This is a genomic window from Vibrio sp. 99K-1 (genome assembly GCF_013114585.1).
Classification (GTDB): domain Bacteria; phylum Pseudomonadota; class Gammaproteobacteria; order Enterobacterales; family Vibrionaceae; genus Vibrio; species Vibrio chagasii_B.
This window is the reverse complement of sequence record NZ_VTXF01000010.1, coordinates 108,905-130,068: the sequence shown is the minus strand read 5'-3', so window position 1 is coordinate 130,068 and position 21,164 is coordinate 108,905. Positions and strand designations below refer to the sequence as shown.

Sequence of the window (21,164 nt, the reverse complement as noted above, 5' to 3'; positions counted from 1 at the left end):
ACCTATAGGGTGCAAGAAGTTAGTGGTTTTTGAAAAGATTATGCGGTGGAAGTAATAAGGCTTTCTCTCTCCAGTTCGTTTTCTTCGTTTTTTCCATCTTTGTAAGTGGCCGCTATTTCAACAAAAAGGTCTTCGACGGCTAAAAAGGCTTGAACAACTTGCGGATCGAAATGAGAAGCTTCACCTTCTAAAATGATCGCTTTGGCTTGTTGATGTGTAAATGCTGGCTTATAGACGCGTTTAGAGATTAATGCGTCATAAACATCGGCTAATGCCATTAAACGACCAGATAAAGGGATGTCTTCGCCAGACAATTGATTTGGATAGCCGCTGCCATTCCATTTCTCGTGGTGAGTCAGGGAAATCTCTTTCGCCACTCTTAAGAAAGAACTGCTCCCGAGCTGCTTTTCAGCGATAGATAAGGCTTCAGCGCCAATAGCAGGGTGCCCCTTCATTATTTCAAACTCTTCGTCAGTCAATTTTCCCGGTTTCAACAGCACGCTATCAGGAACGCCTACCTTGCCAACATCATGCAGTGGCGCAGACTTATAAAGCAGTTCGATATAGTTTGGAGTTAACAAGGCTGAATGGGTTTCAGACTTACTAAGCTCTTGTGCGAGTACCTTAACGTATTCTTGAGTTCTAAGGATATGCGCGCCTGTCTCATTATCTCTCGATTCGGCAAGTGCAGATAGACTGACAATCGCGACATCGCGTGTGGTTTTCACTTCGTTTTGCGCTGTTTCCAAGCTATCGAGCATGGTGTTGGTCATGGATGCCATTGAGCCAAGTTCGTTATAGCCGAAAATAGGCAGGCGGACACCTTGCTCTCCATTTGTCACCTTGTTTAATGCGCACTCTTGGCTAAGCAAAATACGCTTAATCAGCTTGCTCCACAGTGTCATGATGACAATAGCGTAGCCGCCTAATACAAGTGCTAAATAGATGAATTCTTTGATTACGCTGATCTTGCCTGTGCCATCGAGTAAGCGGGCTGGATTGTGTTCCAGCCAAAATATGTCTTTGACTGCAATCATGGTTAGCATGGTCGTCAGTGTGACAAGAAGTACCATCACCAAGCCAATCATCTGTTTAACTAGCGAGCTTCTTTCACCGACCAGCTGAAAATCATACGTCCCTGTGGCTTCCATATCGTCCATTTGCTTTAGTTTGGCGCTTAGCTGGAGAATGGTGCCGGTAAAGAAGCCAAATAAGCTCATTCCAAATAAGACTTTTAGATTACTGTCTACGGTGAACTCGTAGCTAAGGTTGTAATACAGTGCGAATGGGATACTCGCTGCAAAGAACAGAAAGGTATCAAGCTGAGCAAACCTGCCTTGCTTAACCAAAGCGTGATTGGCGAATAAAAAGTGACGAACAAGCCAAACCAAGACAAAAACGATGCTGACGTGAGTGAAAATCTCAAGTGTGGATAGGCTCTCAAGCATCGGACACACTCGGCTACCATAAGTGCCAAAGAGCACCCCGGCGATAGCGTATAACTGGGTCGTTAGCGATTTATTATAGTTAGAAGTATCCATCGATAAGCCTTTGTTCTTGTTGATTTACATGAGCCTTAGATTGATTGACGGATAAAGACGCACGCACGATTAACATAGATGACATGAATGAGACCGGAAATTCTATCGATAGCTTTCGCGGATTGATACAAGAAAGTGGTTAGTGTTGGATTTTTGTTAGCTAGGTGGGGAATATTACAGCGTTATTATGAAGAGGTTTGAATAGCCTCGGTTGAGTCTCGAGGCTATTACGTCGATGAGGTTGCGATGAGAGCTGAGAAGATTTGCTACAACGCGACCTAACGATTATTAAAAGGCGGTTACTTTTTCAGATTGATTTCTGCTTCAATTGAACCAGTTTCAATCTCTGGGTGTGACGCCAGTTTGTCTGCTGCCCATTGGTTGATGTGCTTAAGAATTGCAGATACCGCGTGCTTTTCAGTAGGTGCTTGATCTTGCTCTACATCTAGCTTCTGCTTTGGATGTGAGCCTGTCGCATCTTCAGCAATATGGAGCCAATCTGGGTGCCAGTAGTATGGCTGGCCACTCGGTGTTGTCCAACTGTGAACACCGTTTGACTCTCCTTTATAACTTAACTGATCTGCTTCTATTTTTTTCATTGTTATCTCGCATGTTTTTGGGTTACATCAAATTATTGAGGCGTAAAGCGAATTTAGCTCTTACCTTGGGTACAAACTTAGCAAAGCTTACAAAGTTATCTGTGAACCAATTCACACAATTATAGAAATTAGGTGCAATCATATGGATAGAAGCAATAGTTGATCACGTTAATGATAAGATCACCCGTCCACAGGAATTTATCTAGGTAGTACAATTAGATGGCGCGTTATGAAGAGCTTGCAAAGGATATTCGGACTCAGATCGCTAATAACACGTGGCGTTCAGGGGAGAAGATCCCTTCTGTACGCATGAGTTGTCGTAACTATAACGTCAGTAATAGTACTGTTTTACAAGCCTATCAGTTGTTAGAAAGTGAAGGTTGGATCATTGCCAAGCCTCAGTCTGGCTACTTTGTCGCCCCTAAGGTCGACGGCGTTGACTACGAAGCGCCAGTAGCACGAGAGAAGAAGGCGATTAATGATCGCTTGTTCGATTTCTTAAAGTCCAGCTCAGCAGAAGGCGTCATTCCTTTTGGCTCCGCTTTTCCTGACCCAGACCTTTTTCCTTTACCTACCTTAACTCGTAATCTAGCCAGCGCCGGCAGGAAGATGACGGGTGCCAGTGTCATTAACAATCTACCACCTGGAAGTGAATCTTTAAGAAGGCAGATAGCACAGCGTTATCTACAGCAAGGAATTACGGTTAACCATCAAGATATTGTGATTACTTCGGGTGCGATGGAAGCTCTGAACTTGAGCCTGCAAACCGTGACTCAATCTGGCGACTATGTTGTGATTGAATCGCCGGCATTTTATGGCGCTTTGCAAGCGGTAGAGAGGTTAGGGCTCAAACCGATAGAAGTGGATGTTTGCCCAGTCAACGGATTGGATATTGAACAGTTTGAAAGCGTACTGAAGAACCATAATGTGAAAGCATGTTGGCTGATGACGACTTTTCAAAATCCGACAGGCACAAGTCTATCAGACGAAGCTAAACGCCGCGTTGTAGAGATAGCAGAGCAGCACAATACCTACATTATTGAAGATGACGTTTATGGTGATCTTTACTATGAAGGACACAAACCTAAGCCTCTGAAGGCGTTTGATAAAACGGATTCGGTTTTGCTGTGTGGTTCTTATTCAAAAAGTCTTTGCCCTGGCTACCGCGTGGGTTGGGTGGTCAACACTCGCTTCAACGATGCGATTCAGAAGTTGCAACTGCTATCCACGCTCTCTAGTAGTGCGCCAGTTCAGCTTGGTGTCGCACATTTTCTAACTCATGAAAGCTACGATAATCATCTGCGTAAATTACGTAAGAATCTCTTGCAGAGAAAAGCACGCTTTTTAGAGGTCATCAAACAATATTTCCCACACTCTATTCAGCTTGAAGAACCCGCTGGTGGCTATTTTATTTGGATACGCTTCACTGCTGGTTTCGATAGCCAGCAGTTTCATCAACTAGCGATCGCACAGGGGATAAGTGTCGCATCGGGTGATTTGTTTAGTGAGCAGGGTAGTGTGGATAACGCTATTCGACTGAACTTCTCTTATGAACTGACTCAAGAAAGAGAGCAAGCCCTGAAACTGCTTGGAAAACTCGCACATCAGTTAGCGAATTAAGTGCCGACCTAAACGCTAACTGACTCATAAAAAACGACATAATGCTAACTGTACGGTTTTAATGTGGCGAAACTGTACGCCTTATTGACTACAGAGTTGTGATTCAATAACGGTAGACCGAATATTGGAGAGACTGTTATGTTGAAGATGACTATGGGAAATGAATTGAAGCTGATTGTTGTCGCGATTGTGTGTGCGCTTCTACTTATTCTTGGCCATGTATTATTGGCAAAAGCATTCGCTGATATGGCTTGGGCGGAGTACACCACCGCTGCGATTCCATTCGTGATGATGGCGATCTGTGGCTTGGCAATAAAGTACGCTAGTAATCAAGATGTTGATTAGCACACCTATCAGGAGCTTGGTGTAGCATGACTCCTAATAACTTTTTCGTTTGTATTCTGAATATAAAAAAAACCTCCGCTATTGCGGAGGTTTTTATTTTCTTTCTTTTAATTCGAGCTTAATGCGGAATTAGAAGTTTGCAGAGCGAGGAGTACGTGGGAATGGGATAACGTCACGTACGTTGCCCATGCCTGTTACGTAAGATACTAGACGCTCGAAGCCTAGGCCGAAACCAGCGTGAGGCACTGTGCCGTATTTACGTAGATCGCGGTACCAGTTCATGTGCTCAGGGTCGATGCCTACTTCGCGCATACGCTCGTCTAGGATGTCTAAACGCTCTTCACGTTGAGAACCACCGATGATTTCGCCGATGCCTGGTGCTAGTACGTCCATTGCCGCTACCGTCTTACCGTCATCGTTCGCACGCATGTAGAATGCTTTGATGTCTTTCGGGTAGTTCTTAACGATTACTGGCGCTTTGAAGTGTTCTTCAGCTAGGAAACGCTCGTGCTCAGAAGACATATCGATACCCCATTCAACCGGGAACTCGAACTCACGACCTGAATCTAGAAGAATCTGGATTGCGTCAGTGTAGTCTACTTGTGCGAAATCAGAAGTTACAAACTGCTCTAAGCGAGTGATTGCTTCTTTGTCGATACGTTGAGCGAAGAACTCAAGGTCGTCACGACACTCTTCTAGTACGGCTTTGAATACAAACTTAAGCATGTCTTCAGATAGCTTAGCGATATCTTCTAGATCCGCGAAAGCAACTTCAGGTTCAACCATCCAGAACTCAGCTAGGTGGCGGCTTGTGTTTGAGTTTTCAGCACGGAACGTAGGACCGAACGTGTAAACTTTGCTTAGTGCACAAGCGTAAGCTTCACCGTTTAGTTGGCCAGATACTGTTAGGAATGTCTCTTTACCGAAGAAATCTTCGTTGTAGTCAACATCGCCTTTTTCTGTGCGAGGTAGGTTTTCCATGTCTAGCGTAGAAACGCGGAACATTTCACCTGCACCTTCAGCATCAGAAGCAGTGATCAGCGGAGCAGATACCCAGAAGTAACCTTGCTCGTGGTAGAAGCGGTGGATCGCTTGAGATAGGCAGTTACGAACACGCGCTACTGCACCGATTACGTTTGTACGTGGACGTAGGTGAGCTACTTCACGAAGGTATTCGATAGAGTGACGAGTTTTCGCCATTGGGTATGTTTCTGCGTCTTCAACCCAACCAACAACTTTAACGTCAGTTGCAGCAAGCTCAAAATCTTGACCTTTCGCTGGAGACTCAACAATCTTACCTGTTACTTCAACAGAGCAGCCAGTCGTTAGCTTTAGTACTTCGTTTTCGTAATTATTAAGATTATTAGGGACCACGGCCTGAATCGGGTCGAAACAAGAGCCGTCATAAATGGCAAGGAAAGAGATTCCAGCTTTGGAATCACGACGTGAACGGATCCAGCCGCGAACAGTTACTTCACTGTCTACTGCTAGCTTGCCGCCAAGTACGTCTTTTACAGGCGCGTAAGTCATGTTGGTTTCATTCTCCATTGAGGGACAAATTCAACGCAATGTTTGCAATTGATTGTTTATAGTTCGCTACATTTTGAACAAAAAACAATCGAAACATTGAGTTGTATAAACTTTTTAAATCAATGGAACATATTACCTGTCATACGGAGAGCTTCAACCTTTATTCTTGCTTGTAGAAAGAAATATTGTGTATGTCAGCCATAAAACCCAATAAGGGTTGGTTTTTTGTTCGATCTCTTAGTCTGTTTCCACTTCTTGCATGTTGTCACGTGCCACGCCTGTGATGAGTTGGTCGCTGCTCCATTGTAATCTTTGTTTCCAATAATGATTGTGTGATTACATTGAACCTCACACTATATTGTCGCGGTTTCTCCTATCTAGGAGACCATTCACCCTCTTTGTTTGTCGCGAATTCACTTTGCTGCGAATTAAAGAATCACCAGAGGAGTTTAATATTCACGTGTTAATTACGCCGCCTTAGCCCCTGCATTCTCTCTACACCCGCACTTTTCGAGCGCTCGCTCATTCATGAAAAACAGTCGAATACAATATGTCTGAACAAGGCAGGATAGGCTGTACAAGTAAAAGAGAATTACATGCTTAATTATTTAAAAACACACTGGTTATCAAATATTAAAGGAGATTCATTATCTGGGATTGTCGTTGCACTTGCATTGATCCCTGAAGCTATCGCATTTTCCATTATCGCAGGCGTCGACCCTAAGGTGGGTTTATACGCTTCATTCTGTATCTGTGTTGTCACCGCTTTAGTGGGTAGCCGTCCGGGGATGATATCCGGTGCGACAGGAGCAATGGCGCTATTGATGGTGACTTTAGTCAAAGAGCACGGACTCGACTATCTACTGGCAGCTTCATTTCTTGCAGGTGTCATTCAGATTGTTGCAGGCTATTTGAAGCTGGGTAATTTGATGAATTTCGTGTCTAAATCTGTGATTACCGGATTTGTGAACGCGCTTGCTATTCTTATATTTATGGCTCAATTGCCGGAGCTTACCAACGTACCTTCAAGCGTATATTTGTTGGTCGTATTAGGATTAGCGATCATCTACTTACTGCCTTACTTACCGAAATTGGGCAGCGCAATTCCATCACCCTTGGTGGCGATTATTGTGCTCACCATCATCAGTTTGATGTTTGGCCTAGAAGTGAGAACTATTGGTGACATGGGCAAACTTCCTGATTCGTTACCCGTGCTTTTAATTCCGAATATTCCATTCACACTTAATACCTTCGAAATCATACTTCCATATTCCATCGCTTTGTCAGTCGTTGGCATACTGGAATCCTTGATGACTGCGACCATTGTTGACGATCTGACGGATACCGAAAGTAATAAGAACAACGAGTGCAAAGGGCAAGGTGTCGCGAACATTGTTGCGTCACTGTTTGGCGGTATGGCGGGCTGCGCGATGATAGGTCAGTCGATCATTAACATTAAGTCTGGCGGCCTTACTAGACTATCCAGCATGATTGCAGGTGTGGTTCTATTGCTCATGGTGGTGTTCGCTGCAGACTGGTTAAAGCTGATACCGATGGCGGCACTTGTCTCTGTGATGATCATGGTATCGATCGGTACCTTCTCTTGGCGATCGATTGTCGAACTTAAAGATCATACCTTACCGACCAATGTCACCATGCTGGCAACGGTTGTGGTGGTTGTCTTTACTCATAACCTAGCGATTGGTGTCGCGGTTGGCGTGGTGCTTTCGGCCCTATTTTATGCTCACACGAGCAAGTCTATGGTCTTTATCTCCGATGAAGTCGTGACCAATCAAATGCATACCACTCATAAAGTTAAGGGGCATGTGTTCTTTGCTTCTTCTGATGCCTTTGTTGATTTGTTCGATTACGACAAGGCGACGTCGTTGGTCACGATCGACATTTCTGAGGCGTCATTTTTAGATAACACCTCGGTTGAAGCGCTCGATAAGGTGGTCTTCAAGTTTCGTAAGAAAGGGGCTTATGTCGATGTATCTGGCATGGATGAGGTCAGTGGTAAGCTAATCTTCAAACATGCGATGTACCACAAGCATAAAGATTTATCAGCGGTGTCGATTACGCACTAGCGGCTGTTTAAACATAGAGTTCATAGCCTAAGTAATGGCTACGTAGAAAGGTGAAGCGCTCGTGGTTGAGCGCTTTTTTGTTGGGTGACAGTTAGGTACTGTTCTCGGTTTAGGCTTTGTCTTTGGTACAAGATAACGTGAACTGATTAATCAGGGATTCTAGGTGGTCAGACAGCTCTTCTAGATCAGTACTGATATTACGCGTCTCACCTGCTGATAGTGATGTGTCGTTAGCGTGCGATGTGATGGTTTCAACTTTCTGCTGAACATCTTTGGTTGCCTGGGTAGTAGATTGCGTCTGTTGTTGAATGTTCTGCGCATGGGCGAGCACCTGTTTCATCTCTTCGACAACACTATTCATTTCAATAGAGAGTGCATCAATGTCGGTAGAGCTTTGGTGTGCTTGTTCGCACACGCGATCGGCAGAGGTTAATGACTCTTCGCTGCCTTGTTGGAATTGGTGAATAATTGATTCAATACTGCCCGTGGCCTCTGCTGTTCGAGAGGCGAGGTGGCGAACCTCGTCCGCAACGACTGCAAATCCTCGGCCTTGTTCACCTGCTCTCGCAGCTTCTATCGCAGCATTGAGTGCTAAAAGGTTGGTTTGATCGGCAATGCCACGGATCACACTCAATATCGAAGACACTTCGCCTGTCTGTTCGTTGAGTGTGGTGATCTTGTGTTTCACCTCTTCAATACTAGTGACAAGGTTCTTTATCTCGCTACTTGCATCATGGGCTTGGTTCGCACTTTTACATGCCACATCCGAAGTGTGATTGATGAGGTCAGATGCGGTTAATGTCGCTTGTTCTACATTGACCTGCTGAGCTTGTATTCCTTCAACATTACTTTGTACTTCAGCGGTCTCATTCTGCTGGTCGCTGGCGGCTTGCTCAGTAATTTGTGCGACGCTCGTCAGTTGATTGGCAGACGCGTTCAGCTTATGAGAGGTATCTTGTACTTGTTCCAAACTGCTTGATACTGTGCCCATAAACGAGTTAATTGATTTCGCCAGAGTGCCAATTTCATCTTGGCTCTGTTCCGGTAGGCGAGTGGAAAGGTCCTTATCGCTGCTGACTTGAGTCATAAAGCGAGAGGTTTGCTGAAGCGGGCGTACAATGATTTTACGAATCAGCCCCATCGTCAGCACAAAGCCAGCGAAGGAGATCACTGCCATGATACCGATCGCAGCCATAGTTTGAGTGTTAATCAGCGAATTAACATGACTCAGATTGTACTCTAGTCGAATTGCTCCCAATACTTCACCTTCTGGTGCCATATGACACGCGACACAATTGGTACCACGATAATTCTCACTCGACTTCATTGGTAGAGCTATCACCAAGCCTTTACCCCAGTCAGCAGAAAATGGCTCGATGACGGTTTCGCCTGACAAGGCTCTTTTATCAATCTCGTCAACAGGTGTTTGGTTGTCATTGCCTGGACCATACAACTTACTTACGGCTTCGGCACGTAATACTCGAACGTCTTCAATGCCTTCTTGCGCTAACGCTTTCTGACGCAGCGTTTCTTTCTGTGCCATGGTGCCTGTCAGCATCATCATATTAAGGCTATCGAAATAGTTGCTCGCTTTATCGTGAAGTTGTTCACTTAGAACGGAATTAACCAGTTGTTTTTGTTGGGAGTATTGAAAGTAGGTGGATATTGCCAGTAAAAAGGTAAATACAATGGCAAGAGCAACCAAAATCTTGAAGGTTATTGTTGAGCGCATAGGTGTTTTTATTAATTCTGATGACGCGGATACTGTACTGGCAAGAGTCCTTACCACCTATGGGGTATATCGAATAATGTGACCACACTCCGGTTGTGGTTTTGTTTCTGTGATGTAGCGAGTTTGTATAATCACTGAGGTCTAATTGGAACATCTAAAGAGTAAGGAGCCGATTTTGATAGTTTCGCCTAGCAAGTGAGTCGAAGCTGGTGCGAATAAAAGTACTATTTTGGATGGTTGAGTTTTATTAGTTAACAAGTCTTCTATTAATAATGATTATTGTTTTTTGATGTTTGGTGGTTAATTAATATCCAAATGCTTATTTTGTTCAATTTAATAGCAAAAAATGTGGTTATAGCGTTGTGTTTCAGAGTTCATTCGATAATATGAAGTCACCTCTAATGATAGAGGAAGGGCAGCAACGGATACGCTGCTTTAAATAATATGGAATGTGACTTATTGATATTGGACACATACATGAAATTCAAGATTACATCACCGATCATCGAACCCACAGAAGGGTCACCACATCAGAACATGGCTTCTTCATCTGATCACACCTCTCTATACTCTCGCTTGTACTACTCGTTTTCTACTGCCTTTTCGCGATTTAACTCCGCTTATCGCTCCTATCGATATTCGTTTTAAAGCTTAACTTCTTTCGAATTTTCTTTGCATCTTGGTTGATGACAGAGAACTACACCTATTAAAAACTAAATAAATAAGTTAAAGACAATGAATATTAAAATGATGGGTAGCTCCCTAATTATCGCTGGTACCGCTCTTGGTGCTGGTATGCTTGCAATCCCAATGGTATTAGCTCAATTCGGATTGCTTTACGGCACACTGCTAATGGTTCTGATCTGTTTCGGTACCACTTATGCCGCATTACTACTTCTTGAAGCAACCATCAAAGCGGGTGGTGGCTTAGGATTAAACTCTATCGCTAGAAAGACACTAGGCAAACAAGGGCAGCTGATCACCAATGGTCTGCTTTACGCCTTACTGATTTGCTTGCTAATGGCTTATATCTTAGGTGCAGGTGACTTGCTGAGTAAGCTGCTGTCTAACCTCGGTGTCGATATTACTGCAACAACGAGTCAAATTACTTTTACCTTGATTGCCGGTGCTGTTGTGGCGAGTGGAACAGGCGTGATTGATAAGCTCAACCGTGCACTGTTCTTCGTGATGCTAGCAAGTTTGTTTGCAACGATGGCGTTTTTAGCGCCAAGCATGACGCAAGATAACTTAATGCAGGTAACAAGTCACAATCATGTAGACCTAATTAAAACGAGTGCAATCTTGTTCACCAGCTTTGGCTTTATGGTCGTGATTCCAACATTGGTTTCTTACAACCATGAAGCAACCGATAAACAGCTTCGTAATATGGTGATTGTAGGCTCGCTTATTCCTTTAGTGTGCTACCTATGTTGGTTGTTTGCCGTGGTAGGTAACTTGAGTGAAGAGCAGTTTAGAAGCTTCCACAATGTATCTGACTTGATGGCTGCATTTGAAGCTCAGTCGCCATGGGTTGGTACTGTGCTATCTATCTTCACTGGTTTGGCGCTGCTGACTTCGTTCTTTGGTGTGGCAATGTCGCTATTCAACCAAAACCGAGACATGTTCAACCAAAATACAGCGGTGACTTACTGCATTAGCTTTATCCTGCCATTAGCGGGCTCACTACTGGCTGCGGATAAGTTTCTACAAGTGCTGAACTACGCTGGCATCATTCTGGTGTTCTTGGCGGTATTCGTACCTCTGGTCATGGTTCACAAGCAACGCTTTATGAAAGTAGCAGAAGACAGGTACAGCGCAGAAGGTGGCAAACCAATGATGCTTTTCTCATTGTTGTTTGGTTGCTTCTTACTTATCTCTCAAGTGATTTAACCATTGCTGTGCTGAACAGCAGCTGATATTGAGACATAAAAAAAGGAACGCATATGCGTTCCTTTTTTTGCTTGTTTGTTAGCGAGAGTCGATTAACAAACAACCTTAACAGCCAAACCACCTTGAGATGTCTCACGGTATTTAGCGTTCATGTCTTTACCGGTTTCTAGCATTGTTTCGATAACTTTATCTAGAGAAACAGTAGGAGCTGAAGAACGACGAAGTGCCATACGAGTTGAGTTGATTGCTTTTACAGCAGCAATACCGTTACGCTCGATACATGGTACTTGTACTTGGCCAGCAACTGGGTCACATGTTAGACCTAGGTTGTGCTCCATTGCGATTTCCGCAGCCATACATACTTGCTCAGGGCTACCACCCATAAGCTCAGCAAGACCAGCAGCAGCCATAGAACATGCCACGCCAACTTCACCCTGACAGCCAACTTCTGCACCAGAGATAGAAGCATTACGCTTGTAAAGACCACCGATAGCGCCAGAAGCCGCGAAGTAACGGATGTAGTCTTTCTCAGTCACAGTTTGGATGAACTTATCGTAGTAAGCTAGAACAGCAGGGATGATGCCACATGCGCCGTTTGTTGGTGCAGTAACTACACGACCGCCAGCTGCGTTCTCTTCGTTTACTGCGAATGCGAACATGTTTACCCAGTCAACAACAGACATTGGATCGTTTGTTGTTTTTTCTGAAGTCATTAGCTGTTGGCGTAGTGCAGCAGCACGGCGAGGAACACGCAGTGGACCAGGCAGGATACCTTCAGTATTCATACCGCGATCCATACACTCACGCATTGTTTTCCAGATGTTTGCGAAGTAAGTACGAGACTCTTCGTCAGAGTGGAAAGCTGCTTGGTTTTTCATAACCAGAGTGCTGATAGAAAGACCGCTGTCTTTACACTGATTAACTAGCTCTTCAGCTGTTGTGAATTCGTAAGGTGCTTTGATTGGGTTCTCTTCTTCTTTGCCGAAGTTCTCTTCGTCAACGATGAAACCACCACCAATTGAGTAGTAAGTTTTTGAGTATGCAACTTCGTCGTCAATCCACGCGTGGATGCTCATGCCGTTCTCGTGTAGAGAAAGGTTGCTAGTATGGAAGTTCATACCACCATCGCGAGGGAACGAAACTGTGTGACAGTGCATGCCAACAGGAAGGCGTTCAGTTTCTTCTACGCGAGCAATAAAGCCCGGGATAGAATCGATATCAACACGCTCAGGAGTATTGCCAGCAAGACCCATGATGATTGCGATATCTGTGTGGTGACCTTTCCCTGTCAGTGATAGTGATCCATATACGTCCACGGTGATTTTAGTGATGTCGCGCAATTTTCCCATTGAACGTAGGTCATCAATAAATTCTTTACCCGCTTTCATTGGTCCAACTGTGTGCGAGCTCGATGGACCAACACCGATTTTATAGATATCAAATACACTAATCATAGCGATTACCTCAAAAAGAGAGCCTCCCAAGGGGAGTAGGGAGGCTCATTTATTATCATTATATTTTGTGTCTAATCTCGCGATATAAGATGAAAGGCATCTTATAAAAGCTGCTTATAGATTAAAGAGCGCCGTAGATTACAGAACTAATAGCCGCTAGACCACATAAAGCTGTAAAGATTTGTACAGGTGCTGAAGTTTTGTACTTAGCCATTGCTGGTACTTTGTTCATCGCGAATACAGGCATTAGGAACAGGATAGCTGCAATCATTGGAGCACCCATTGTTTCAATCATGCCTAGGATGCTTGGGTTAATTACTGCAACAATCCAAGTAGTCACAACGATGAACGCTAGAGATACTTTTTCGATAGTGCTTACTGAAGAACCAGAGCGAGACTTGATTAGACCAACAAGACCTTCGTGAGCACCTAGGAAGTGACCGAAGTAGCTAGAAGTGATTGCTGCGAACGCTACTAGAGGACCCATGTAAGAGATAAGTGGAGACTCGTGAACGTTAGCTAGGTAAGAAAGTACAGAGATGTTTTGTGCTTGCGCTGTTGCTAGTTGCTCTGGAGATAGAGAAAGTACAACAGAGAATACGAAGAACATAACGAAACCCATTAGCATCATTGCCGCACCGCCAGTGATAGCGTCAGTTTTCTTAACTGCGTTTTCACCGTATACACGACGTTGCTCTTTAGAGAACTGAGAGATGATTGGGCTGTGGTTGAAAGAGAACACGATGATTGGAATTGCAAGCCAGATAACAGAAGGCATTGTTGACCATTCAGGCGTTACTTCCATCATTGAAGTGTTCCAATCTGGAACTAGGTAGAAAGACAGTGCTAGTAGGATGAATACTAGTGGGTAAACCATTGCTGAAGTTGCTTTCAACATTAGATCTTTACCGAATACAACGCCCGCTGTCATAGCAAGAATAAGTGCACCAGAAAGAAGAGGGCGAGGAATAGACTCCATGCCCATTTGGTTTACTAGGAAAGAATCAACAGTGTTTGTGATACCAACACCGTAAATCAGAACGATTGGGTAGATAGCGAAAAAGTAAGCGAAAGTAATAAGGTTTGCGCCGGTCTTACCGAAGTGTTCTTCTACTGTATCTGTAATGTCAGCTTCAGGGTTTTTTGCAGACAGTACGAAACGTGCTAGAGATTTGTGTGCGAACCAAGTCATTGGTGCAGCAATAAGAGCTAGGATAACTAATGGCCAAAAACCACCCGCACCAGCTTTAATTGGAAGGAATAGTACGCCAGCACCAACTGCTGTACCGAATAGTGATAAACACCAGGTAAAATCTTTATAGTTAAACTTGCTTGAATCTTTAACGGCATTTGCCGAAGAAGTTGTTGTGTTCATGTTAAATTACTCATTTTTTGGGAACAGGAAATAAGTCGGGGCTAATTCTGCAGAATTTTCTTCGGCAAAAAATAGATCTAAATCATGTAATGAAACGGCGTGTCACATGATATGCGAAAAACGGATTTTTGATCACGAAAATGCCGTGCTACATGTGATTTATGTTCATGTCTGGCATTAGTTTTTTTTATCCGAAAGGGGTGGTTGTACAGATTTATACCAAGTAAACGTTTGCGTAAAATTGCATTAATAAATCTGTTCCATAGAAAGGCTAGCGTTTGTTAACAGAGATTAAACAAAACGTAGTTGCTATGTAATTTGTTGCACTACATGCTGCTGCAATGATTGGATGATTTGTGCCGTGACGCCCCATATAAGGTGCTCTTCGAAGGGCATCGCGAAAACACGATGTTTGATTTGCTTAAAGTTTACTGTGTGGCTATGCAGCTTCGCTTGGTCTAAAACATAGGTAGCTGGGACTTCAAAAATGGACGCAACCTCGTTCTCATCAATGATGGGTTTATAGTCAGGATCGACTAATGCGACAATCGGCGTAACAGAAAATTTACTAATAGTACTCAAGGTGGGTAATTGCCCAACAATTTTAACCTGATCCGATCGAATTCCTACCTCTTCATGAAGCTCTCTAAGTGCAGTAAATTGCATAGATGGGTCGGAAAGCTCATGTTTACCGCCAGGAAAGCTAACTTGCCCCGGGTGATGTTTTAAATGAGCCGCTCTTTTAGTAAAAATGACATGTAAACCATCTTCCCTTTCAACTAAACCGACCACAACGGCCGCTTTGCGCAATTCATCATCACTAATATGAGAAACGCGCTCTACTGATTCAGGGTGATAACCAGCAGGAGGGTTAAGCTGAAACTGCTGAAGGAAATTATCTCGGTTCATAACATACCAATATATTGATTATTATGCCTTTAAGTATAGGCACAACCGACAGTGGAACGCCAACCTAACCATCATCGGAGCTGTTAACCTTTAGAACTGCCTGTGATTGCTTTGGCTACTTACTGTTTCTCGGTTTTTGCTATATTCAATATGAGCATATGGGAGAGTCAACTTGGGCGAGGTCATAAAATTAACCAAGAAAACGTACTTTTTTTGATCAAGAATTTGATAACAACAACTTAGTGGCTCATTCTAAAAAGAAATAGATCAAAAGGTATGAGATGAAAGGAATCATATTCACCGAATTTTTAGAGCTTGTTGAAGATAAGTTCGGTTTAGAGCTTTTGGAAGAAGTGCTAGAAATGTCGGAAGATGAGGGGATCTACACATCGGTTGGTAGTTATGACCATAAAGATCTAGTGAAGCTCATCATTAACCTAAGTAAAAAAACGGATATTGACGCCGCCAGCTTGCAACGAGTGTTTGGCCAATCGGTGTTTAAGAATCTATTGGCTTCAATTCCTAATAAAGCGAGTCTCAAACACAGCAATACGACGTTCCAATTTATCCAGCACGTTGAGCGTTACATTCACGTTGAAGTGAAAAAGCTCTACCCAGACGCAGAGCCACCGGAGTTTAGCTTTATCACGACAACAGAAGCCCAGCTTGTTTTCGATTATAAAAGCGCACGATGCATGTCTCATGTTTGTTTAGGGCTAATCGAGGGATGTGCCGAGTACCATGGCGAATCGATTGCAGTGGACATGACACCTCAAAATGATGACCAAAGTGTGGTTAGGTTTAATCTCAAAGTAGAAAAGTAATATGAGTTTGGTAACCGCGCTAGAGAGCAAACTAAAGCGCCAAATAGCCGCCCGCAAAGTGGCTGAAGCTCTGTTGGAGCAAAAAAGTCTTGAATTGTTCGAAGCCAACCAACAGCTGGAGCTTGCCCTGCGGCAGTTGGAAAAACGTTCCAACGCGAACATTCGTCGTATCGAGTTTCAAGAGCAAATTGATAATCTATTGATAGATTTTGGTCGCGCGTTTCTTCGAAGCGACTTAGATGATGTGATGCTGTCTCAACTGACCACAAACGTGACAAACAGTTACCTTATTGAAGCTAGCCGCTTAATATTGCCATCGAAGCTGCTTCCACAACTTCAAACCTACGATTATGGTGATGCATCGGTTGGTGATTTCGACCCAAAAATCGGAGAAACACAATGGGAAGGTGATCTACTCACTGTACCGCTTGAAGTTGAGAAGGTTATCGTCGGAGCATTGATCGTAAAGGTCAACCTATCTGAACAAGATGTCGATTTTATCGAGAGCCAACTCTTATTGGTTACAGATCTTATCTGCAGTGCCATTACTCACCAATTAGCTATCAATCGAAATATTGAGTCTCGTAAGCGAGCAGAGGAATCTGAACGAGCGACGCGCGATTTTGTGGCGATGATTAACCATGAGCTAAGAACGCCGCTCAACGGTTTATTGGGAAGTGCTGAATTAATCAGTGATACCGAGCTCAACAGTTCCCAACGTGAAATTGTGAATAACCTAAGTCAATCAGGTGAGTTTTTAAGGACCATCATCAATGACTTATTGGACTACAGCAAAATCAATGCGGGCATGTTGGAGCTGATTCCAAAGAAGTTTGCACTACTTGATTTAAGAAACACCATTGAAAGCATCTTTACGAATCGAGCCAAAGAGAAGCAGCTTGAATTTAATATCAGCGTGGCACCAAATGTTCCATCTCACTTCAAAGGCGATTTAGAGCGCATTACTCAGCTCTTTGTAAACCTCATCGGTAATGCGATTAAGTTTACCGAAGAGGGGCATGTGAACGTTGATATTGAATGGGACAACGAGCATTTCGTTTTCTCTGTGGAAGATACTGGGGTTGGGATTGCTAAATCCGCCCACAAAACACTCTTCGAACCTTTTACACAGGCGGATAATTCGAGTAGCCGAAATTATGAAGGTACAGGCCTTGGTTTAGCTATTTGCCGTAAGTTAGTGGCGTTGATGCGTGGCGACATTGGGGTGACCAGTGTTGTAGGTACTGGCACCACCTTTACTATTTCGGTTCCGCTTCAAGTGGTCGATATGCCAACAGAAAGCGACCAAGTATCGAAAGGCTTTGAAACTGAGGTCGAACTGTCATTACTTAAAGTGTTGGTGGTTGATGATATTAAGATGAACCAGATCATCATCCAACAGATGTTACGTAAGCATGAGATAGAGCCAGCCATCGCCAGTAATGGTATTGAGGGGCTGGAATTGGCATCTCATAATGAGTATGACATTGTATTTATGGATTGCCGTATGCCAGTGATGGATGGTTTTGAAGCAACAGAGAAACTCAGAGAGAAAGGCTATGAAAGATCTATTGTTGCATTGACTGCGGGAACGACCTTAGAAGAGCGTGAACGCTGCATTCAGTGTGGTATGGATGACATTCTGAGTAAGCCATACACTGCCAACGACCTTAAAGATATGCTCAAGAAGTGGGGCATGACTCCGTCCAATGCCGCCTGATAGTATCCATATATTATTTGAGAGACTAAAAAGCCGAAGTGATCATTTAGATGACTTCGGCTTTCTTATACTTTTAGCGTTTAGTTAACCTAGCACTCTTCAAGCACGGGTAGGATACGGCTTAGCTTATCCAGCGTCTCTTGGTATTCAGACGCACAATCACTATCGAATACCACACCACCGCCAGCCCAAGCGTAAAGCGTATTGTTCTCCGCCACTAAAGTTCGGATGGTAATGCTGGTGTCCATTCTGCCGTTTCGGCTAATATAGCCAATGCTTCCACAATAAGCAGATCGTCTATGTGGCTCCAGTTCTTCGATGATCTGCATTGCACGAACTTTAGGTGCACCAGTAATAGAACCACCGGGGAAGCAAGCCCTCAGTAGATCTGTCGCTGAGTATTGATAATCAAGGTCGGCCCTTATTGTACTCACTAAGTGATGCACAGCAGGGAAGCTTTCAATATCGAACAATTTAGGGACATGAACCGTTCCTGGCTTTGCCACTCGACCGATATCATTACGAAGCAGGTCGACAATCATCAGGTTTTCAGCCTGGTCTTTATCCGCGCTCGCTAGGTCTTGTGCATTTGAGTCATCGATCACATGGTCATCAGAACGGGGGCGAGTACCTTTGATCGGTTTCGTTTCAATAACGTTATCTTTTAGCTCTAGGAAGCGTTCTGGTGAGACACTAATAATGGCACTGTTCGCCAAACGGATGAAACCAGAAAACGGAGCTGAGTTGTACTGCTCAAGTTTTTCGTAGGCCAACCATTCGCTACCTTGGTATTTGGCATTGAAGCGCTGAGCCAAGTTGATTTGGTAACAGTCACCAGACAACAGATATTCTTGAACGCTATCGAACTTATCTGCGTAGCTCTGCTCGCTCATGTTCGATTGCCACTGTGTCGTTAGGCTAAATTCTTCAACGCTAGGTTGAGCTTGTTGTTGAGATAACCAATCCCAGTGAACTTCGATGTTTTGTCCAACCACACAGGCTGTTTTCAACTTGTGGTCAACCACAATTGCCCATTCATACAGACCCACCGCCATATCGGGTGCATCAATATCACGTGTTGAGGTAGCCGGAAGTATTTCCACTCGGCGGCCTAAATCGTAGCTAAAGTAACCTAACGCGCCGCCTACGAATGGTAAGTCTGAATGCCCATTAGTAGCAGGTAACAACTGTTGTTGATATTGGTCGAGTAGCTCAAAAGGATCGGAATCTGAAACCTCGCACGTCTCTTTAACATTAATGGTGGTTTTTGCACCGATTGTTTCGAAGGTGGCGATGGGTTGAGCAACTAAAATGTCGTATCGACTATCAACGTGGCTTTCTGAAGCGGAGCGTAATAGCATTGCCCACGGCAGGTTTTCGATATGAGAAAACAGCTGTTTAGCCAAAGTTGATTGATATTCAAGCGGCTTGATTTGGATAGCGCGAAATTCGTTGTTATTCATTTGTTTAATTTGTGACAAAGAGTTCGATCACTGCATGGCTTGTGAGAGGAAGCAAGAGTATCATAAATTGAAAATAAAATGGGTTCTTGATTAGGGCGTGTTGATCTTTCGAGCTGATTTTTGCAGCGAGTTGCTGGGCCTTTATACAAGGCAGAGGCGTCGACGTGTAGCTAGCCTACATGAGAGGCCGATAACGTAGTAGAAATGACCAGCAAACGCTGCCCGAAGGGTTCGGCTAAAAGCGTTTTACTCTTTGTTGAGGGAGATTTGCTTAGAGTGACTAGGCTACTTCCCCCTCGCCGCGATTAAAACGCTTTTATCTCGAACAAAATTGAACCACGAAAGGTCTACACGCCCTAGAACATTGTAATCCAAGTGGTTTAGTTTAAAGCTATGCAAGCGATTGCTAAAGCAACTAAATACAGCTCAACACAATAAAAAGCTAAACCTACTGATCTCATTTAGCGTTATTCGTTAAATAGTGAACCCACATGGAACTAGAACAATAAAGAGGCATGCAATGACGGTTATTCGTAAGCAAGATGTGATCAGCAGTGTCGCTGACGCACTTCAGTACATTTCTTATTATCACCCTTTAGACTTTGTCCAAGCCCTAGAAAAAGCGTACGAGAAAGAAGAGAGCCAAGCAGCTAAAGATGCGATCGCTCAGATTCTGATTAACTCACGTATGTCTGCGGAAGGTCACCGTCCTATCTGTCAGGATACTGGTATCGTTACTTGTTTCGTGAACATCGGTATGGATGTGAAGTGGGAAACGGATCTAACAGTACAACAAATGGTTGATGAAGGCGTTCGTCAAGCTTACAACAACCCAGATAACCCACTGCGTGCATCTGTCCTAATGGACCCTGCAGGTAAGCGTATTAATACTAAAGACAACACACCTGCGGTTGTCCACATTAATATGGTTCCGGGCAACAAAGTTGAAATTCAAATCGCGGCGAAAGGCGGCGGTTCAGAGAACAAAACTAAAATGGTTATGCTAAACCCTTCTGATGATATTGCAGAATGGGTAGAGAAGACGCTACCAACGATGGGCGCAGGTTGGTGTCCACCGGGTATGCTTGGCATAGGCATCGGCGGTACCGCTGAGAAAGCCGCGGTACTTGCGAAAGAGTCCCTGATGGAGCACATCGATATCCAAGAGCTTATCGAGAAAGGTCCTGAGAACGCAGAAGAAGAGCTTCGTCTAGACATCTTCAACCGCGTAAACAAACTGGGTATTGGCGCACAAGGCTTGGGTGGTCTAACTACCGTTGTTGATGTGAAGATCAAAACTGCACCAACACACGCAGCGTCTAAGCCAGTATGTTTAATCCCTAACTGTGCAGCAACGCGTCACGTGCACTTCACATTAGATGGCAGCGGCCCAGCAGAGCTAACGCCACCCAAGCTAGAAGAGTGGCCAGACATCACTTGGGAAGCGGGCGAAAACACACGCCGTGTGAACCTTGATGAAGTGACTAAAGAAGACGTTCAAGAGTGGAAGACGGGTGAAACGGTTCTTCTATCAGGCAAAATCCTAACGGGCCGTGATGCAGCGCATAAGCGTATTCAAGGCATGCTTGAAAGCGGTGAAGGTCTACCTGAAGGCGTCGACTTTAAAGGCAAGTTCATCTACTACGTTGGTCCTGTGGATGCAGTAGGCGACGAAGCGGTAGGTCCTGCGGGCCCAACAACGTCGACACGTATGGATAAGTTCACAGACATGATGCTAAACGAAACGGGCATCATGGGCATGATCGGTAAAGCGGAACGTGGTCCTGCTACGGTTGAATCAATCAAAGAGCATAAAGCGGTTTACTTGATGGCTGTAGGTGGCGCTGCTTACCTAGTAGCAAAAGCAATCAAGAAAGCACGTGTTGTTGCGTTTGAAGATCTTGGTATGGAAGCGATTTACGAGTTTGAAGTTGAAGACATGCCAGTAACGGTTGCGGTTGACTCAACGGGCGCAAACGCTCACCAGATCGGCCCTGACACGTGGAAAGTGAAAATTGCCGAAGCTGAAAAAGCTTAATCAACCGAAGTCAAAAAGTCGTAATTGATGCTGACCT

15 protein-coding genes are annotated in these 21,164 nt (G+C 44.2%); 7 read left to right on the top strand and 8 right to left on the bottom strand.

Going from position 1 to position 21,164, the window contains the following annotated elements:
- Positions 1-38: 38 nt before the first annotated feature.
- Together F0228_RS10160 and F0228_RS10155 are read right to left on the bottom strand one after the other, a co-directional pair.
- Positions 39-1,541, bottom strand: coding sequence for an HD domain-containing phosphohydrolase (locus F0228_RS10160; protein WP_116870350.1), 1,503 nt, complete (start codon positions 1,539-1,541; stop codon positions 39-41).
- A gap of 299 nt (positions 1,542-1,840) precedes the next feature.
- Positions 1,841-2,140 carry a hypothetical protein gene (locus F0228_RS10155; RefSeq protein ID WP_063522463.1) on the bottom strand — a complete coding sequence of 100 codons (300 nt, stop codon included), beginning with the start codon at positions 2,138-2,140 and terminating at the stop codon, positions 1,841-1,843.
- A 219-nt stretch (positions 2,141-2,359) separates the two neighbouring features.
- Between F0228_RS10155 and F0228_RS10150 the strand changes: the two genes are divergently transcribed.
- Both F0228_RS10150 and F0228_RS10145 read left to right on the top strand, forming a co-directional pair.
- Entirely contained in the window at positions 2,360-3,760 is a 1,401-nt protein-coding gene (locus F0228_RS10150; RefSeq protein ID WP_171762207.1) for a PLP-dependent aminotransferase family protein, read from the top strand.
- A gap of 138 nt (positions 3,761-3,898) precedes the next feature.
- Positions 3,899-4,105 carry a hypothetical protein gene (locus tag F0228_RS10145; protein ID WP_061031632.1) on the top strand — a complete coding sequence of 69 codons (207 nt, stop codon included), beginning with the start codon at positions 3,899-3,901 and terminating at the stop codon, positions 4,103-4,105.
- Between the two features lie 129 nt (positions 4,106-4,234).
- On the opposite strand, the gene asnS is transcribed toward F0228_RS10145, so the two are convergent.
- Positions 4,235-5,635 carry an asparagine--tRNA ligase gene (gene asnS / locus F0228_RS10140; RefSeq protein ID WP_116870352.1) on the bottom strand — a complete coding sequence of 467 codons (1,401 nt, stop codon included), beginning with the start codon at positions 5,633-5,635 and terminating at the stop codon, positions 4,235-4,237.
- A 596-nt stretch (positions 5,636-6,231) separates the two neighbouring features.
- On the opposite strand from asnS, the gene F0228_RS10135 reads away from it, so the two are divergent.
- The gene (locus F0228_RS10135; protein ID WP_171762206.1) at positions 6,232-7,722 is read left to right on the top strand and encodes a SulP family inorganic anion transporter; all 1,491 of its coding nucleotides are present in this window, start codon (positions 6,232-6,234) and stop codon (positions 7,720-7,722) included.
- 109 nt (positions 7,723-7,831) lie between these two features.
- On the opposite strand, the gene F0228_RS10130 is transcribed toward F0228_RS10135, so the two are convergent.
- A complete protein-coding gene (locus F0228_RS10130; RefSeq protein ID WP_171762205.1) occupies positions 7,832-9,454 on the bottom strand; it encodes a methyl-accepting chemotaxis protein in 1,623 nt (540 codons plus the stop codon).
- A gap of 747 nt (positions 9,455-10,201) precedes the next feature.
- Between F0228_RS10130 and F0228_RS10125 the strand changes: the two genes are divergently transcribed.
- Positions 10,202-11,344 (top strand): aromatic amino acid transport family protein, encoded by a 1,143-nt coding sequence (locus F0228_RS10125; RefSeq protein WP_029405473.1) that lies wholly within the window; start codon positions 10,202-10,204, stop codon positions 11,342-11,344.
- Positions 11,345-11,436: 92 nt separating this feature from the next.
- On the opposite strand, the gene F0228_RS10120 is transcribed toward F0228_RS10125, so the two are convergent.
- The 3 genes from F0228_RS10120 to F0228_RS10110 form a co-directional block, all read right to left on the bottom strand.
- The gene (locus F0228_RS10120) at positions 11,437-12,798 is read right to left on the bottom strand and encodes an L-serine ammonia-lyase (protein WP_061031627.1); all 1,362 of its coding nucleotides are present in this window, start codon (positions 12,796-12,798) and stop codon (positions 11,437-11,439) included.
- Positions 12,799-12,919: 121 nt separating this feature from the next.
- The gene (locus F0228_RS10115; protein WP_061031626.1) at positions 12,920-14,173 is read right to left on the bottom strand and encodes an aromatic amino acid transport family protein; all 1,254 of its coding nucleotides are present in this window, start codon (positions 14,171-14,173) and stop codon (positions 12,920-12,922) included.
- A 309-nt stretch (positions 14,174-14,482) separates the two neighbouring features.
- Positions 14,483-15,082 (bottom strand): CoA pyrophosphatase, encoded by a 600-nt coding sequence (locus tag F0228_RS10110; protein ID WP_061031625.1) that lies wholly within the window; start codon positions 15,080-15,082, stop codon positions 14,483-14,485.
- Between the two features lie 281 nt (positions 15,083-15,363).
- Here F0228_RS10110 and F0228_RS10105 point away from each other — a divergent pair, with 281 nt between their 5' ends.
- Entirely contained in the window at positions 15,364-15,906 is a 543-nt protein-coding gene (locus tag F0228_RS10105; RefSeq protein WP_061031624.1) for a heme NO-binding domain-containing protein, read from the top strand.
- Between the two features lies 1 nt (position 15,907).
- On the top strand, positions 15,908-17,626 hold the full coding sequence (locus F0228_RS10100) for an ATP-binding protein (protein WP_061031623.1): 1,719 nt from the start codon (positions 15,908-15,910) through the stop codon (positions 17,624-17,626).
- Positions 17,627-17,715: 89 nt separating this feature from the next.
- Here F0228_RS10100 and pabB read toward each other — a convergent pair whose 3' ends face one another.
- A complete protein-coding gene (gene pabB / locus F0228_RS10095; RefSeq protein ID WP_171762204.1) occupies positions 17,716-19,089 on the bottom strand; it encodes an aminodeoxychorismate synthase component I in 1,374 nt (457 codons plus the stop codon).
- A 520-nt stretch (positions 19,090-19,609) separates the two neighbouring features.
- On the opposite strand from pabB, the gene F0228_RS10090 reads away from it, so the two are divergent.
- Positions 19,610-21,127 (top strand): fumarate hydratase, encoded by a 1,518-nt coding sequence (locus tag F0228_RS10090; protein WP_171762203.1) that lies wholly within the window; start codon positions 19,610-19,612, stop codon positions 21,125-21,127.
- Positions 21,128-21,164 lie beyond the last annotated feature (37 nt).

What these genes read in the sequence shown, in the direction of transcription:
- F0228_RS10160 (WP_116870350.1), bottom strand. Translation starts at nt 1,541, where the DNA reads ATGGATACTTCTAACTATAATAAATCGCTAACGACCCAGTTATACGCT.
- F0228_RS10155 (WP_063522463.1), bottom strand. Translation starts at nt 2,140, where the DNA reads ATGAAAAAAATAGAAGCAGATCAGTTAAGTTATAAAGGAGAGTCAAAC.
- F0228_RS10150 (WP_171762207.1), top strand. Translation starts at nt 2,360, where the DNA reads ATGGCGCGTTATGAAGAGCTTGCAAAGGATATTCGGACTCAGATCGCT.
- F0228_RS10145 (WP_061031632.1), top strand. Translation starts at nt 3,899, where the DNA reads ATGTTGAAGATGACTATGGGAAATGAATTGAAGCTGATTGTTGTCGCG.
- asnS (WP_116870352.1), bottom strand. Translation starts at nt 5,635, where the DNA reads ATGACTTACGCGCCTGTAAAAGACGTACTTGGCGGCAAGCTAGCAGTA.
- F0228_RS10135 (WP_171762206.1), top strand. Translation starts at nt 6,232, where the DNA reads ATGCTTAATTATTTAAAAACACACTGGTTATCAAATATTAAAGGAGAT.
- F0228_RS10130 (WP_171762205.1), bottom strand. Translation starts at nt 9,454, where the DNA reads ATGCGCTCAACAATAACCTTCAAGATTTTGGTTGCTCTTGCCATTGTA.
- F0228_RS10125 (WP_029405473.1), top strand. Translation starts at nt 10,202, where the DNA reads ATGATGGGTAGCTCCCTAATTATCGCTGGTACCGCTCTTGGTGCTGGT.
- F0228_RS10120 (WP_061031627.1), bottom strand. Translation starts at nt 12,798, where the DNA reads ATGATTAGTGTATTTGATATCTATAAAATCGGTGTTGGTCCATCGAGC.
- F0228_RS10115 (WP_061031626.1), bottom strand. Translation starts at nt 14,173, where the DNA reads ATGAACACAACAACTTCTTCGGCAAATGCCGTTAAAGATTCAAGCAAG.
- F0228_RS10110 (WP_061031625.1), bottom strand. Translation starts at nt 15,082, where the DNA reads ATGAACCGAGATAATTTCCTTCAGCAGTTTCAGCTTAACCCTCCTGCT.
- F0228_RS10105 (WP_061031624.1), top strand. Translation starts at nt 15,364, where the DNA reads ATGAAAGGAATCATATTCACCGAATTTTTAGAGCTTGTTGAAGATAAG.
- F0228_RS10100 (WP_061031623.1), top strand. Translation starts at nt 15,908, where the DNA reads ATGAGTTTGGTAACCGCGCTAGAGAGCAAACTAAAGCGCCAAATAGCC.
- pabB (WP_171762204.1), bottom strand. Translation starts at nt 19,089, where the DNA reads ATGAATAACAACGAATTTCGCGCTATCCAAATCAAGCCGCTTGAATAT.
- F0228_RS10090 (WP_171762203.1), top strand. Translation starts at nt 19,610, where the DNA reads ATGACGGTTATTCGTAAGCAAGATGTGATCAGCAGTGTCGCTGACGCA.